The sequence below is a fragment of the Pseudomonas sp. GM41(2012) genome, from assembly GCF_000282315.2.
GTDB lineage: Bacteria > Pseudomonadota > Gammaproteobacteria > Pseudomonadales > Pseudomonadaceae > Aquipseudomonas.
This window is the reverse complement of record NZ_AKJN02000011.1, coordinates 55,869-70,383: the sequence shown is the minus strand read 5'-3', so window position 1 is coordinate 70,383 and position 14,515 is coordinate 55,869. Positions and strand designations below refer to the sequence as shown.

Genomic DNA, 14,515 nt, shown 5'->3' with positions numbered 1-14,515 from the left:
GAGTGAAACGAGGCTGCGATCCTTTGATCCTGTTTCAAGCGAGCGCTGTATCCATCACCATCATCAAGCAAAACCCGATCAGCAACCCAAGACTTGCAAGCTTGTCGTGACCATTGCGGCGCGACTCGGGAATGACTTCATGGGTGACCACCAGCAACATTGCCCCGGCCGCCAGTGCCAACCCCAAGGGCAACAACAATTCGGCCAGGCTCACCAGCCAGGCGCACAACAACGCGAAGACCGGCTCGACCAGACCTGATGCAGCACCGATCAGAAACGCCTTGACCCGCGACATCCCCGCCCCGGCCAGTACCAACGCGATCACCAGTCCTTCTGGCACATCCTGCAAGGCGATGCCCATTGCAAGGCTATCGGCGTCGGGCATGCCACCCCCCGCCGACACACCGACCGCCATGCCTTCGGGGATGTTGTGGGCAATGATCGCAAACACAAACAACCAGATTCGCGGCGGGATGACCGGTCGCTCCAGCGTGCCTACGAGCATTTCCGGCGATGCACCCGACACCTTGCGATCAACCAGGAACAATCCAAACGCACCCAGCATGATGCCGAAACTGATCAGTCCACTGGCCGCCCAAGGCGTCAGCCCCAGGTTTTCAGCGGCAGAGATCCCCGGAACGATCAACGAAAACGCTGTCGCCGCGAGCATCACCCCGGCCCCGAAGCCGAGCAGCGTATCGCTGATTGTCTGGGGCATCCGTCGAATGACCAGCACGGGCACCGCACCCAAGGCAGTGCCTAAGGCGCAGATCGTCCCGCCTTGTAGCGCGCGCAGCAGTTTCGGCTCAAGGTCCAGCCACGCCAGGCCTTGGGCAACCATTAACGTCATGCCTGCCAGCAGTAACAGCGATCCGAATGCGTAACGAAACATTCGTCCATTTCCGATCGCCAGTGTTTCAGTGCCCATAGCCAGCCCTGGATTGTTTTTTTGCAGAAGTCTTAAACCAGTGCAGCCTGATAGCGCGTAGCGACTGCAGGCCAATTGATCACGTTGTAGAACGCGTTGATGTATTCCGGGCGACGGTTCTGGTATTGCAGGTAATAAGCGTGCTCCCAGACATCCAGTCCGAGGATTGGCGTATTGCCGTTCATCAATGGACTGTCCTGATTGCCGCTGCTTTCAACGACCAGCGTCTTTTGCGGCGTCACACTGAGCCACGCCCAGCCGCTGCCGAAACGAGTCAGCGCGGCTTTGGTGAAGGCTTCCTTGAAACTGCTCAGGCCGCCCAGTTGCTCATCGATAGCCTCAGCCAGGGAGCCTTCAGGATGGCCGCCGCCGTTGGGCGCCATCACTTCCCAGAACAGCGAATGGTTGGCATGCCCGCCGCCCTGATTGATCACCGCCGCGCGCAGCTTCTCCGGCAGTTGCTGGACAGCAGACACCAGTTTCTCCACCGGCCACTCGGCAAACTCGGTGCCTTCGACCGCAGCGTTGAGGTTGTTGATGTAGGTTTGGTGGTGCTTGGTGTAGTGGATTTCCATGGTCTGCGCATCGATGTGCGGTTCCAGGGCGTCATAGGCGTAGGGCAAGGCAGGTAAGGTAAAAGCCATTTCAATGAACTCCATGATGTAGGGGCGCAGGCGAGGCGGCATCGATGTGCAGCAATCGATGCGTACGCGGGTATTCGCCGTGCTCGCTGATGAAATTCAGCAGCTCGACGTAGGTCTTGCTGCTCTGGCGCAACGCTGCTTCACGCAGGGCCGGCGCCAGTCGTGGGTCCTGCATGGTCTGCAACAATCGCTGATGGATGGCGCACAGGTACTCGGCGCTCTCCTCCGGCTGGTTCAGACGCAAATGCAGGTCCGCCAGGTTGTGGTGGGAAATCACGCAGGCCGCCACCGCTTCGTCGGCATCCGCCCAGCGCTCGAACAACACCTGGGCCAGGGCCAATGCCTGCAAGTAAGCCTCGCGGGCATCGACCAGTTCGCCCAGCATGAAACAGCGATTAGCCCTTTCGATCGTGCGTTTCCAGTGCTCCATGGTGAGCCTCCAAAGCGGTTGCGATGATTACACGCCGCCTGCGGTGAGCTTCTCTGGATTGAGTAGCTCTTCCAGTTGGCTGCGCGTCAGGTCGGTGTGTTCCAGAGCAACATCGATCACCGGACGGCCTTGTTGATAGGCCTTCTTGGCGATCTCCGCGGCTTTTTGGTAACCAATGATCGGGTTGAGTGCGGTGACCAGGATCGGGTTACGCGACAGCGCTTCCTTGAGCCTGGCTTCGTTGACCTTGAAGCTGGCGATGGCCTTTTCACCCAGCAGGTGGCTGGAGTTGGCCAGCAACTCGATGCTGCTCAGCAGGTTCTGGGCGATGATCGGCAGCATCACGTTCAGCTCGAAATTGCCCGACTGACCGGCAATGGTGATGACCGTGTCATTGCCGATGACCTGAGCGGCGACCATGGCGGTCGCTTCCGGGATCACCGGGTTGACCTTGCCAGGCATGATCGAAGAACCCGGCTGCAAGGCTTCGAGTTCGATTTCACCCAGACCGGCCAGTGGGCCGGAGTTCATCCAGCGCAGGTCGTTGGCGATTTTCATCAGCGAAACGGCCGTGGCCTTGAGCTGACCGGAAACACTGACCGCCGTGTCCTGTGAGCCGATCAGCGCAAACAGATCCTCGCCCGGTTTGAATTGCACCTGGGTCAGCTTGCTCAGTTGCTCACTGAAACGCGCCGCGAATTGCGGATGAGCATTGATGCCAGTGCCCACCGCCGTGCCGCCCTGAGCCAGGGATTGCAGACTCGGCAGCAGATCCTGCAGATGACCGATGTTGGCCTTGAGCTGCTGCGCCCAACCGTTGAGCACCTGGCTCATGCGCACTGGCATCGCGTCCATCAAGTGAGTGCGACCGGTTTTGACGTGGTGATGAACCTCTTCGGCCTTGCGCTCGATCACCTGAACCAGACACACCAGCGCCGGCAACAATTGCTCGTGCAACGCCAACGCAGCACTGACGTGGATAGTGGTCGGGATGATGTCGTTGCTGCTTTGGCCGCAATTCACGTGATCGTTGGGGTTCACCGGCTCGCCGAGCAAGCGGCTGGCCAGGGTGGCGATCACTTCGTTGGCGTTCATGTTCGAACTGGTGCCGGAACCGGTCTGGTAGATATCCACCGGGAAATGCTGCATGAAGTCACTTTGGAGCAGACCCAGCGCCGCATCGACGATGGCTTTGCCCTGGGATTCGCTGATTTGCTTGAGCTCGACGTTGGCTCGGGCAGCGGCGGCCTTGGCCAGAATCAACGCGCGAATGAACTGCACGGGCATCGGTTTGCCGCTGATGGGAAAGTTATCCACCGCACGCTGGGTCTGTGCGCCATAGAGCGCATCCACTGGGACCTGAAGTTCGCCCATGCTGTCGCGTTCAATGCGTGTCTTGGTCATCAGAAAATCCTTGCACCAGTTCTATGAGAGGAATCGAGGGCTGCAACTCGCAGATCGCCAGTTGCCAGGTGTAGCTCTGCCAGCGCTTGAGGCGGCACTTGCACAATGAGAGGCGTTCCAGATCGCGCAATGGGCGCCAGGCCTGGTCCAGGCAGTAGGTGCGCCAGTGCCAGGGCAGCGCGACATCGGCGGCGGTGTCGAGCAATAGACGGAAAGAAGTTTCGGCGATGGTCCAGGGAGAGGTTGCCGTGCAGCAGGCGAGATACCGACCTTCGGCCAGGTAATGCTCGATCAGGCGAGGCTCGTCAGGGTCCATCGCGCAACGGATCTGGCGACTCATCCAGCGCCAGCTTTCGAGGTAAGGCTGCTCGTGCAAGGCAGAACTCATGATCCGGGCTCATTCGGTAATGAGATTTATTATTAGATGATAATGAGAACCAACACAACCCCACGCAGGAGCAAAGCTTGCTCGCGATGGCGATCTCAGGGACGCCATCGCCGGCAAGCCGTGCTCCTACAGGGACGGTGCATGGCGCATAAAAAAAGGCGCGCCACCTGATGGGTGGCGCGCCTTTTTTGTAGCGGTTTGAGTTAGCTACCCGCCACCGTCATCCGCTCGATCAGCACCGAACCTGTACGAATGTTGCTGCGCAGCTCCAGGTCATTACCGACCGCAACGATCTGTTTGAACATGTCACGCATGTTGCCGGCGATGGTCACTTCCTGGACTGCAAACTGGATTTCGCCATTCTCGACCCAGTACCCCGCCGCGCCGCGGGAGTAATCGCCAGTGACCATGTTCAGGCCCTGGCCCATCAGTTCCGTAACCAGCAGGCCGCGACCCATGCGGCGTAGCAAGGCTGCCTGGTCTTCGTCGCCATGGGTGACGAACAGGTTGTGCACGCCGCCAGCGTTGGCGGTGCTCGGCATTCCGAGCTTACGGCCGGAGTACGTGCCGAGAATGTATGAGACCAACTCGCCTTTTTCGACGAATGGTTTGGCGTAAGTGGCCAGACCATCGCCATCGAACGCCGAACTGCCCAGCGCGCGCATCAGGTGCGGACGCTCATCGATGGTCAGCCATTCAGGGAACAGTTTCTGCCCCAGCGTGCCTTCAAGGAACGAGGATTTGCGATACAGACTGCCGCCGGAAATCGCCGAGAGGAAACTGCCGAACAAACCACCGGCCAGTTCCGCGGAAAATAGCACCGGCACTTCGCAGGTCGGCACCGGACGCGCACCCAGACGGCTCGCCGCCCGTTGCGCGGCACGCTGGCCGATGCTCTCCGGAGAGGCCAGCAAATTGCCCTGACGGTTCACGTCGTACCAGTAATCGCGCTGCATCTGGCCATCGGCCTCGGCGATCATCACGCAGCTCAGGCTGTGCCGGGTCGACGCGTAACCGCCGATAAAACCGTGGCTGTTGCCGTAGACACGGCAGCCCTGATGGGTGCTGAGGGTGGTGCCATCGGCGTTCTTGATTCGGCTGTCGGTGGCAAACGCCGCCGCTTCACAGGCCAGGGCCTGCTCGATGGCTTGCTCCGGGGTGATGTCCCATTCGTGGAACAGGTCGAAATCCTGCAGATCCTTGGCCATCAGGGCGGCGTCTGCCAAGCCCGAAGCTTCGTCTTCCGACGTGTGCTTGGCGATGGCCAATGCGGCGGCGACGGTTTCGCGAATCGCTTCCGGACCGCTGGCGGACGTGCTGGCCGAGCCCTTGCGCTGACCAACGTACAAGGTGATGCCGAAACCCTGATCGCGGTTGAATTCGACGGTTTCGACTTCACGCTGACGCACGGAGGTGGAAAGGCCCTGCTCCAGGGACACCGCCACTTCACAGGCACTGGCGCCCTGGCGCTTGGCTTCAGCGATGATCTGCTCGACTTGTTCTTGCAGTGCCGGCAACGCTTGTGGGCCGACGCTTTCAACTGCACTCATGCTGTTCTCCACTCAAATTCTGCTTTCGGCTAGGGCCTTCGAGCGACCGGGCCGGACAAGCGGCCCCCGACTGGTTATCATGGCGGCGTTTCTTTGCGGACGGCCACCATGGTTGATTCTTACGACGACTCCCTCGATACGGGAGAAAAAAGCAAATCCCAGGTTAAACGCGAGCTTCATGCTCTGGTTGACCTTGGCGAGCGCCTTACAACGCTCAAGCCTGACTTGCTGGCAAAACTGCCGTTGACCGACGCTATGCGCCGGGCACTGGCTGATGCGCCCAAGCACACCGCGAATATCGCGCGTAAACGGCACCTTATGTTCATCGGCAAACTGATGCGCGATCAGGACACTGACGCCATTCTGGCTCTGCTCGATCAACTCGATGCCTCCACCCGGCAGTACAACGAACGTTTCCATGGCCTGGAACGCTGGCGCGATCGCTTGATCGCGGGCGACGATGCGGTCCTGGAGAAGTTCGTGGTCGACTACCCGGAGGCTGATCGTCAGCAATTGCGCTCCCTGATCCGTCAGGCCCAGCACGAACTGGCGACCAACAAGCCACCGGCATCGAGCCGTAAAATCTTCAAGTACATCCGTGAGCTGGACGAGACTCAACGCGGTCTGCGTTAAATCTCGAATCGGGTGAGTCGCTACGCGGTTCACCCGAAGCTCCATCCCTCAAGATCCTGTGCCACCCACAGTGATCGCATCGATTTTCAGCGTTGGCTGGCCGACACCCACCGGCACCGACTGCCCATCCTTGCCACACGTCCCCACGCCGCTGTCCAGCGCCAGATCGTTACCGACCATCGACACCTTGCTCATCGCTTCCGGGCCGTTGCCGATCAATGTCGCGCCTTTGACCGGGGCCGTAATCTTGCCGTCTTCGATCAGGTAAGCCTCGCTGGTGGAGAACACGAACTTGCCACTGGTGATGTCCACCTGACCGCCGCCGAGGTTGGCGCAGTAGATGCCGCGTTTCACCGAGGCGATGATTTCTGCCGGGTCGCTTTCGCCCGCCAGCATGTAGGTGTTGGTCATGCGCGGCATGGGCAGGTGCGCGTAGGATTCGCGACGCCCGTTACCGGTACGGGCCACGCCCATCAGACGGGCGTTGAGTTTGTCCTGCATATAGCCTTTGAGTACGCCGTTTTCGATCAGTGTCGTGCACTCGGTCGGGGTACCTTCATCATCGACGCTCAGGGAACCGCGACGACCGGCCAGCGTGCCGTCATCGACGATGGTGCAAAGCTTGGACGCAACCATCTCGCCCATGCGTCCGCTGTAGGCCGAACTGCCCTTGCGGTTGAAGTCGCCTTCCAGACCGTGGCCGACCGCTTCGTGCAGCAGCACGCCGGACCAGCCGGAACCCAATACCACCGGCAACGTACCGGCCGGCGCAGGAATGGCTTCCAGATTCACCAACGCCTGACGCAGCGCTTCACGGGCGTAGCTCATGGCGCGGTCATCGCTGAGGAAATAACGGTAATCGGTACGACCGCCACCGCCATGACCGCCGCGTTCACGGCGACCGTTCTGCTCGACGATCACGCTGACGTTAAAGCGCACCAACGGTCGTACATCGGCGGCCAGGCCACCGTCGGTGGAGGCCACGAGGATTCGTTCCCAGACGCCGGCCATGCTCACGGTAACTTGCTGGATACGCGGGTCGAGGGCGCGAGTCGCGACGTCGATACGTTTGAGCAGTTCGACCTTCTCGGCACGGGTCATCACTTCCAGTGGATTGTCCGGCCCATACAACTGGGCGACATCCTGAGTCGTGAAGGCTTGCACCGTGCCGTTCTGACCGGCGCGGGAGATCGAACGTGCAGCACGGGCCGCGGCGCCGAGGGCTTCGAGAGTAATGGCATTGCTATAGGCAAAACCGGTTTTCTCACCCGATTGCGCTCGCACGCCGACACCTTGGTCGAGATTGAAGCTGCCTTCCTTGACGATCCCGTCTTCCAGCGCCCAGGACTCGGAAATCTGCCCCTGGAAATACAGGTCGGCGGCATCGATGCCCGGGCCGGCCAGATCGCCGAGCACACCTTGCAGGCTCTCGATTGTTACGCCGCCGGGCGCCAGGAGGTGTTCACTGACTGAGGACAACAACTCGCTCATATGCTTTACGCCTTAAATTCATCATTCTGAGGCAGGTCGCTGTGCGCCCTGCGAGAAAAGGCGCCGGTGACTGGACACCGGCATCCGCGCCCTGATGGACGCCTGTTCGCTGCTATCGCGTTCGGCCAGCAGCACGGCCTCGCCTTGATCCTGTTGCGCCAGCACACGTCCCCACGGGTCGATAATCGCGGCATGGCCAAAGGTTTCTCGCGGCCCCGGATGCGTCCCACCCTGGGCAGCCGCGAGCACATAACATTGGGTTTCGATGGCCCGCGCGCGAATCAACACCTCCCAATGCGCCGCGCCGGTCACCGCGGTAAAGGCCGACGGCGCGGTAATCAACTCTGCACCGCCAGCGCGTAATTCGCTGTACAGCTCCGGGAAGCGCAGGTCGTAACACACCGACAATCCGACTCGACCGACGGGCGTGTCCGCCACAACGACCCCACTGCCATAAGCATAGTCATCGGATTCGCGATAACGCCCGCGATTGTCCGCCACATCGACGTCGAAGAGGTGCAACTTGTCATACCGTGCAACGGTTTCGCCGTGGTCATTCACCAGCAGCGAGCAGGCATGCACTTTGGCCGTCGGCTGATCCACCGGTGGCAACGGCAACGTGCCGGCCACTATCCATAACTTGAGGTCGCGGGCGGTCTGTTTCAACCATGGCAGGATCGGGCCTTCGCCCAACGCCTCGGCGCGGCCGATGTCGGCGATGTCGCGACGGCCCATGGCGGCGAAGTTTTCCGGAAGCACAGCCAGCTGCGCGCCACCGGCTGCCGCTTGCTCAAGCAGCCGACGGGCCTGGGCCAGATTGGCCAGCACATCGCTCTGGCTGACCATTTGAATCACCGCAAAAGACATGGCCTTTCCCTGATGGAATCAACACATACCTGTAGGAGCTGACGAGTGAAACGAGGCTGCGATCTTTTGATCTGATTTTAAAAGGCAAAACCAAAAGATCGCAGCCTCGTTTCACTCGTCAGCTCCTACAGGGGACTTACGGTCATGCTACTCCATCGGCCCCACGCATGGCTTTTCAAAAAGAGAGTCAAAAAGGCTTGTCGAAGGTGATTTTCGGCTCTTTCCACGGGCCCTTGACGGTGTATTGGACGCTGGCGTAACGCGCCACACGGTCACCGATCAGCTTATCGATCAGGAACAGCGCGCCGCCAATAGCCGGTGCACCGACGATCAGCGCGGCAATCGGCAGGTTGTTGGTCACAGGCAACGTCACCAGCAACTTGGCATCGATCTGGTCACCCACCAGGTTCAGCGTACCGTTGAGCTCAACATTGCTCGACGGGCCGGTCATCTGGATCGGCTCCTTCGTCACGTAAACGCCGTTGGTCGCGACCAACAACCCCTTGACCCGGTCATAACTCAGACCTTTGCCAAACAAGTCAGAGAAGTCCAGACGCAGACGGCGACCGATGGAGTTGAAGTTGAGCAGGCCAAATACCCGCAGTGCCTGGGCGCTGCCCTCGACTTCAACGAACTGGCCTTTTTTGAGCGACGCATCAAGGGTGCCGGAGAACCGCTTGCTGGCCAGCCAGGCCGGAGAACCCGGCCAGCGACCGTCGACATCCATATGAAAATCTTCACTGGTGACACTCGGCGCAAAGCCCCAGCCCTTCAGTACATCGGCGAGATTCTTGCCGCTGATCCGGCCCTTGTACCAACTGCTGCTGGAACCGGGCACACCTTCCCAACCGCCGCTGCCCTGCAGGAGAATGCCCTTGAGGCCCAGATCCAGCGTATTAAGCGCAATGCCCTTGGCGGTCGGACGGACTTTCATATACCAGGCCCCGACGAGGTCCTTGCCCTGGAACAGCTGATTGATGGTGATATCCAGTGCCGGGATCTTCGTCGGATCCACCGAGGCCAGCGGATCCGGCGAGTTTTCGTCGGCCAGGACCGTCGGGTCTGGCGCCGGCAAACGCACGTATTGCAGATTGATCGCAATCGGAGCGGCTTTCGCATCGGGGATGCTCGCACTGCCCTTGACCTGCTGACTGTCGAGTTGCAAGGCCCATGCGGCAGGCTTGCGGTTCAACTGCACCGACGCCTGATCGAGCGTGGTGCCGACACCGCTGAGTTTGCCGATCTGGAGGTCCGCGCTGCTGAGCAACTGTTTGGCGTTGCCGCCCGGATCCTGACCGGCGTACTTGTCTACCAGGTCCTTCCAGGGGCCGACATCCAGTTCCGACAGCACACCGCGCACCCGCAGGCCTTTGGCGCCGGGTAGCACGGCATTGCCGCCCCCCAGGAACAACTCGCCACGACCGTCGGCAAAGTTACCGGCCGGCGCCGCAAACGTGAAGTTCGCCAACTCACCGTAGTTGACCCAGTAGCGCCGCTCGGGTCCCTGCAGGGTCATGCGGAACGTGGTGTCGCGGCCGACGTCGGCCGCCATGCCGAACGGCGCCGGCAAATCGATTGCTACACCCTTGAGGTTGGAGCTGACCATAAATTGACTGTCGGCCCCATAAAGGTTCAGTTGCAGCTGATAAGGGATCACACCGGACACTGGCAATGGCTGAGTAACATTCAGCCAGTCAGTCAGTTTCTGGACCTCGACCAGGCCGGAGCCGACGACGCGAGTCTTGAGGTTGCCGGGGCCGCCATCGGCGAAAATCTGTGCAGTAACCGGTTTATCAAAGGCGCGCGCGGTGATGTTTTGCCCGCTCAAGCCCTTGGTGCTGTCGAAACGGAAATCGCCCTTGAGCTGAGTCAGCTCCAGCGTTGGCTCGGCCAGTTTCAGACGAGCCTTGGCGGTATTGAAGTCGACGAGGATCTTGGGCTGCTCGCCTTTGACCAATGGAATGTCCAGTTTCAGTTTGCCCCGCAGATCGCCCTCGCCTTCCCAATCGGCAAAGGTGGCTGCGGTGCCGATCGGCGCTTCCTGGAGAATCTTCAGGCCATCGCCCAACCCGCCGGCGAATCCGCCGTCGAGGAACAGATGGACGTTTTGCCCCGCTGGCGCACGGGGAATATTGACGTAAATGTCGCTGACCTGGGTATTGAGCAACTGCCCCTTGCTGGCCAGGATCCGCACACCGCTGTCTTCAACAAACACGTCACCCGTGACATTACTGACATGTGGCCAGCCTGGCTGGAAGGCCAGTTCGGCATCGTGAACCTTGAAGAACAGGCTGATGCTGCGGGCTGTCTCGGCGGCCCCATGGTTCAGCGAACCCTGGTACTGGAAGAAGCCTTCGTCCACCGCACCTTTGAGAATCGCCGTACGCAGCCACTCGTCCAGCCCCGGGCTGAGCATTGTCGGCAAGTACTTGGCGGTGTAACGACCGTCGCCGTCCACCAGACCGACCCGCAGGTCCATGTAGTCTTCCTGGGTGTGGTCGAAATGCAGGCGGATCAGGAAGTCGCCAGCAATTTTGCCCTCCTCGCCCAGCACCTTCAGGTACGGCGCGATCAAGGTGAAGGCTTCTTTATCGAGTTTCCAGGTCAGCCGGGCATTGGCCTGAATGTACTGCCATGGCTTGGCGAAAATCGGGTCCAGGTGCAGGGAAAAATCCTTGCTGTCCATGCGCAGCTCACCACCGCCCAGATCACCGCTGATGCTGCCACTGACATTTCGCGCCGCCGGAGCGCCGTGATAGGCATCGAAGCCGACCCGATCCAGGTTGGCGGCAAAGCTGAATTTGCTGTCGTCGGTGGCATTGGGCCGGAAGTCGATCAGCACGTTGCGCAGGCCACCGGTCACTTTGAGTCGCTCAACGGCCGTAGCAACGCCTTCGGGCAGCGGCCCCAAGGCATTGAGTATCGGGGTGATCGGGGTGAGGTCGAGACGGTCGGCTTGCAGATGCCAAAGCTCTTCAGTCGTGTCGGTCGCCGCGTTTTGTTTGAGTTGCAGATGCGATTCCCAGCGGGTCTCGCCAAGGCTCATGGCCAGCGAATCCAGGGTGATCAGGGCGCCTTCGGAACTGCGCTGGAAATAGCCATTGAGCGCCAGATTGTTGATCTGGATCGGCTTGCGCTCGGCGTACGCACCCTTGAGTTGCGGCGCGTTCAAGCGAATCGCAGCACTCTGCAGGGCGCCCTTGTTCCAGTTCACCCAAAGCTCGCCGCCGGCCTTGAACTCGGAAAAATTCCATTGTTGGGTCAGGCGCTCAGGCAACCATTTCGACCAGTCGCTTTGCGGCAGGCTCAAATAAGCTTCAACCTCGCCGTCTTTCCATTCGCTGGCGCGCAGGCGGGTACGCAGACTGACGGCCACCGGTTGTCCATCGGGCAGGGTGAAACGGGCGTCGAGTCGCTGACGGGAGACCCCGGTTTTCAGATTCAAGCCGACGTAAGTCAGGGTCAGCGGTTGCTCTTGCAGCGGCTGCAAAGTGACCTGGCTATCGAGTACCGACAGTTGCTGAACCATCTGCATGTGATTGAGCAATTGCTCAGGATCCAGCGGCTGATCCTGCTGCACCGGCAAACCTTCCAGCGCCCAATGGCCGTCCTCGCTTTCTTTGAGGCTGATCTTCAGGCCGCTGAGTTCCAGGTGAGCGATGCGCACTTCACGCGCCATCAGACTGGCCCAAAGATCCGGCACCGCGCGCACCTGGTCCAGACGCAAGGCATTGGCGCCCTCGCCGACCATCACGTCGTGAGCCAGCATGATCGGAGCAAAGCCGCTCCAGTTACCTTCCAGTTCACCGATTTTCAGCGGCATGCCCAAGGCAGCGCTGGCTTTGGCTTCGACTTCGGCACGGTACTCGGCCACCAGCGGCGTCATCTCTCGGCCGAGGCTGACGTATAACGCCAACAACACCAACACCAACGCACACAGCCCCAGCCCCCAGCGGGTCAGTGCGGCCAAAATGCGTATCAGACGTTCCATGTCAGTTGGCTCCCATGGCAAAAATACTGCAAAAAGCTGAGGCCAGCCGTTCTAACAGGGTTGAAATACACCGATTCAGAGCAGCACCACGTCGTATTGTTCCTGGGAATACATGGTTTCCACCTGGAATCGGATGGTGCGTCCGATAAAACCTTCGAGCTCGGCGACATTGCCCGACTCTTCATCGAGCAAACGGTCGACCACTTTCTGGTTTGCCAATACACGATAGCCTTCGGCCTGATAGGCGCGAGCCTCTCGGAGGATTTCGCGGAAAATCTCGTAGCAAACGGTTTCCGGTGTCTTGAGCTTGCCGCGACCCTGACAGCTGCTGCACGGTTCGCACAGTACTTGTTCAAGACTTTCGCGGGTGCGCTTGCGGGTCATCTGCACCAGGCCCAACTCGGTGATGCCGATGATATTGGTCTTGGCGTGATCGCGTTCCAGTTGCTTCTCGAGTGTGCGCAGCACCTGACGCTGGTGCTCTTCATCTTCCATGTCGATGAAGTCGATGATGATGATCCCGCCCAGGTTGCGCAGGCGCAGCTGGCGAGCAATGGCGGTCGCGGCTTCGAGGTTGGTCTTGAAAATGGTTTCTTCGAGGTTGCGATGACCGACGAACGCCCCGGTGTTGACGTCGATGGTGCTCATGGCTTCCGCCGGATCGACCACCAGGTAACCGCCGGATTTCAGCGGGACTTTGCGTTCCAGGGCCTTCTGGATTTCGTCTTCGACACCGTACAGGTCGAAGATCGGCCGCTCACCCGGGTAATGCTCAAGACGATCGGCGATTTCCGGCATCAGCTCGGCGACGAACTGTGTGGTTTTCTGGAAGGTTTCCCGGGAGTCGATCCGGATCTTCTCGATTTTCGGGCTCACCAGGTCACGCAAGGTGCGTAGCGCCAGGCCGAGGTCTTCGTAGATCACACTCGGCGCGCTGATGGTTTTGATCTGCTCGTTGATCTGATCCCAGAGACGACGCAGGTAGCGAATGTCCATGAGGATTTCATCGGCACCGGCACCTTCGGCTGCGGTACGCAGGATGAAGCCACCCGCCTCTTGGATGCCTTCTTTGGCCACGCAATCAGTGACCACTTGTTTGAGACGTTCGCGCTCGGCTTCGTCTTCGATCTTCAACGAAATGCCAACGTGTGCGGTGCGCGGCATGTACACCAGATAACGCGAGGGAATCGACAACTGAGTCGTCAGGCGTGCGCCTTTTGAGCCGATCGGGTCTTTGGTGACTTGCACCACCAGGCTCTGGCCTTCGTGAACCAGAGAGCTGATGCTCTCGACCGCCGGGCCTTCGCGCAGGGAGATTTCCGAGGCATGAATGAACGCGGCGCGGTCCAGTCCGATGTCGACGAAGGCCGCCTGCATGCCAGGCAATACTCGCACGACCTTGCCTTTGTAGATGTTGCCGACGATCCCGCGCTTTTGCGTGCGCTCGACGTGGACCTCTTGCAGCACACCGTTTTCAACCACCGCCACGCGCGATTCCATCGGCGTGATGTTGATCAGGATCTCTTCACTCATGGCAGGGTCTCGTTCAGGCATGTTCACGATAATGGCCGCATCTTGTCAGTACGACGCTCAACGCGCGTTAAGGGTTTGCCAACAGGGTATGCCGAAATGGCCGAGCAGCTCAGCGGTTTCGCACAGCGGTAACCCGACCACCGCCGAGTAACTGCCGTTGAGTCCGGCGACAAACACCGCGCCGAGCCCTTGAATACCGTAGCCGCCGGCCTTGTCCTGCGGCTCGCCGCTGGCCCAGTAGGCCACCGCTTCGGCGCGACTGATGTTGCGAAAGCGCACCAGACTGCTCACCACCCGAGACTCGCAACGCTCACCGTCGCGCACCGCAATCGCCGTCAGGACTTCATGTTCACACCCGGACAACATCATAAGCATGGCGCACGCCTCGGCTTCATCAACCGGCTTGCCGAGAATTTTCCCGTCCAGCACCACGGCGGTATCGGCGCCCAGTACGCAAAAATCTGCGTCGGACACGACGCCCCCGCGTCCAGCCTCGGCTTTGCCGCGCGCCAGGCGCTCGACATAGGCCGACGGGGATTCATTGTTTAAAGGGGTTTCATCGATGTCCGCGCTGATGGCGGTGAACGGCACGCCGATCTGCGTGAGCAGTTCACGCCGACGCGGCGAGCCTGAGGCGAGGTACAGCTGTTTCATCA

12 protein-coding genes are annotated in these 14,515 nt (G+C 60.2%); 1 reads left to right on the top strand and 11 read right to left on the bottom strand.

Features of this window, described 5'->3' with window-relative positions; genetic code table 11:
• Nucleotides 1-34: 34 nt before the first annotated feature.
• The 6 genes from PMI27_RS02595 to pmbA form a co-directional block, all read right to left on the bottom strand.
• Nucleotides 35-928 carry a ZIP family metal transporter gene (locus PMI27_RS02595; RefSeq protein ID WP_008148860.1) on the bottom strand — a complete coding sequence of 298 codons (894 nt, stop codon included), beginning with the start codon at nucleotides 926-928 and terminating at the stop codon, nucleotides 35-37.
• Between the two features lie 32 nt (nucleotides 929-960).
• Nucleotides 961-1,572 carry a superoxide dismutase gene (locus PMI27_RS02600; RefSeq protein WP_008148863.1) on the bottom strand — a complete coding sequence of 204 codons (612 nt, stop codon included), beginning with the start codon at nucleotides 1,570-1,572 and terminating at the stop codon, nucleotides 961-963.
• A gap of 1 nt (nucleotide 1,573) precedes the next feature.
• Nucleotides 1,574-2,002 carry a hypothetical protein gene (locus tag PMI27_RS02605; protein ID WP_008148865.1) on the bottom strand — a complete coding sequence of 143 codons (429 nt, stop codon included), beginning with the start codon at nucleotides 2,000-2,002 and terminating at the stop codon, nucleotides 1,574-1,576.
• Between the two features lie 27 nt (nucleotides 2,003-2,029).
• Nucleotides 2,030-3,406: a class II fumarate hydratase gene (locus PMI27_RS02610; protein ID WP_008148867.1), complete on the bottom strand. Its 1,377-nt coding sequence runs from the start codon at nucleotides 3,404-3,406 to the stop codon at nucleotides 2,030-2,032.
• A complete protein-coding gene (locus PMI27_RS02615; protein WP_008148869.1) occupies nucleotides 3,387-3,794 on the bottom strand; it encodes a hypothetical protein in 408 nt (135 codons plus the stop codon). The genes PMI27_RS02610 and PMI27_RS02615 overlap by 20 nt, the downstream gene beginning before the upstream one ends.
• 203 nt (nucleotides 3,795-3,997) lie before the next feature.
• Nucleotides 3,998-5,344 (bottom strand): metalloprotease PmbA, encoded by a 1,347-nt coding sequence (gene pmbA / locus PMI27_RS02620; protein WP_008148871.1) that lies wholly within the window; start codon nucleotides 5,342-5,344, stop codon nucleotides 3,998-4,000.
• A gap of 108 nt (nucleotides 5,345-5,452) precedes the next feature.
• On the opposite strand from pmbA, the gene yjgA reads away from it, so the two are divergent.
• Entirely contained in the window at nucleotides 5,453-5,977 is a 525-nt protein-coding gene (gene yjgA / locus PMI27_RS02625; RefSeq protein WP_008148874.1) for a ribosome biogenesis factor YjgA, read from the top strand.
• 48 nt (nucleotides 5,978-6,025) lie between these two features.
• On the opposite strand, the gene tldD is transcribed toward yjgA, so the two are convergent.
• The 5 genes from tldD to PMI27_RS02650 all read right to left on the bottom strand — a co-directional run bounded on the left by tldD (nucleotide 6,026) and on the right by PMI27_RS02650 (nucleotide 14,513).
• The gene (tldD, locus tag PMI27_RS02630) at nucleotides 6,026-7,468 is read right to left on the bottom strand and encodes a metalloprotease TldD (RefSeq protein ID WP_008148876.1); all 1,443 of its coding nucleotides are present in this window, start codon (nucleotides 7,466-7,468) and stop codon (nucleotides 6,026-6,028) included.
• Nucleotides 7,469-7,489: 21 nt separating this feature from the next.
• The gene (locus PMI27_RS02635) at nucleotides 7,490-8,335 is read right to left on the bottom strand and encodes a carbon-nitrogen hydrolase family protein (RefSeq protein ID WP_008148878.1); all 846 of its coding nucleotides are present in this window, start codon (nucleotides 8,333-8,335) and stop codon (nucleotides 7,490-7,492) included.
• Between the two features lie 187 nt (nucleotides 8,336-8,522).
• Complete coding sequence (locus PMI27_RS02640; RefSeq protein WP_008148879.1) at nucleotides 8,523-12,326, bottom strand: YhdP family protein; 3,804 nt, start codon at nucleotides 12,324-12,326, stop codon at nucleotides 8,523-8,525.
• A 75-nt stretch (nucleotides 12,327-12,401) separates the two neighbouring features.
• Nucleotides 12,402-13,859, bottom strand: a complete 1,458-nt coding sequence (gene rng, locus PMI27_RS02645; protein ID WP_008148882.1) for a ribonuclease G — start codon at nucleotides 13,857-13,859, stop codon at nucleotides 12,402-12,404.
• A 57-nt stretch (nucleotides 13,860-13,916) separates the two neighbouring features.
• Nucleotides 13,917-14,513: a Maf family protein gene (locus tag PMI27_RS02650; RefSeq protein ID WP_008148884.1), complete on the bottom strand. Its 597-nt coding sequence runs from the start codon at nucleotides 14,511-14,513 to the stop codon at nucleotides 13,917-13,919.
• Nucleotides 14,514-14,515 lie beyond the last annotated feature (2 nt).

What these genes read in the sequence shown, in the direction of transcription:
- PMI27_RS02595 (WP_008148860.1), bottom strand. Translation starts at nt 928, where the DNA reads ATGGGCACTGAAACACTGGCGATCGGAAATGGACGAATGTTTCGTTAC.
- PMI27_RS02600 (WP_008148863.1), bottom strand. Translation starts at nt 1,572, where the DNA reads ATGGCTTTTACCTTACCTGCCTTGCCCTACGCCTATGACGCCCTGGAA.
- PMI27_RS02605 (WP_008148865.1), bottom strand. Translation starts at nt 2,002, where the DNA reads ATGGAGCACTGGAAACGCACGATCGAAAGGGCTAATCGCTGTTTCATG.
- PMI27_RS02610 (WP_008148867.1), bottom strand. Translation starts at nt 3,406, where the DNA reads ATGACCAAGACACGCATTGAACGCGACAGCATGGGCGAACTTCAGGTC.
- PMI27_RS02615 (WP_008148869.1), bottom strand. Translation starts at nt 3,794, where the DNA reads ATGAGTTCTGCCTTGCACGAGCAGCCTTACCTCGAAAGCTGGCGCTGG.
- pmbA (WP_008148871.1), bottom strand. Translation starts at nt 5,344, where the DNA reads ATGAGTGCAGTTGAAAGCGTCGGCCCACAAGCGTTGCCGGCACTGCAA.
- yjgA (WP_008148874.1), top strand. Translation starts at nt 5,453, where the DNA reads ATGGTTGATTCTTACGACGACTCCCTCGATACGGGAGAAAAAAGCAAA.
- tldD (WP_008148876.1), bottom strand. Translation starts at nt 7,468, where the DNA reads ATGAGCGAGTTGTTGTCCTCAGTCAGTGAACACCTCCTGGCGCCCGGC.
- PMI27_RS02635 (WP_008148878.1), bottom strand. Translation starts at nt 8,335, where the DNA reads ATGTCTTTTGCGGTGATTCAAATGGTCAGCCAGAGCGATGTGCTGGCC.
- PMI27_RS02640 (WP_008148879.1), bottom strand. Translation starts at nt 12,326, where the DNA reads ATGGAACGTCTGATACGCATTTTGGCCGCACTGACCCGCTGGGGGCTG.
- rng (WP_008148882.1), bottom strand. Translation starts at nt 13,859, where the DNA reads ATGAGTGAAGAGATCCTGATCAACATCACGCCGATGGAATCGCGCGTG.
- PMI27_RS02650 (WP_008148884.1), bottom strand. Translation starts at nt 14,513, where the DNA reads ATGAAACAGCTGTACCTCGCCTCAGGCTCGCCGCGTCGGCGTGAACTG.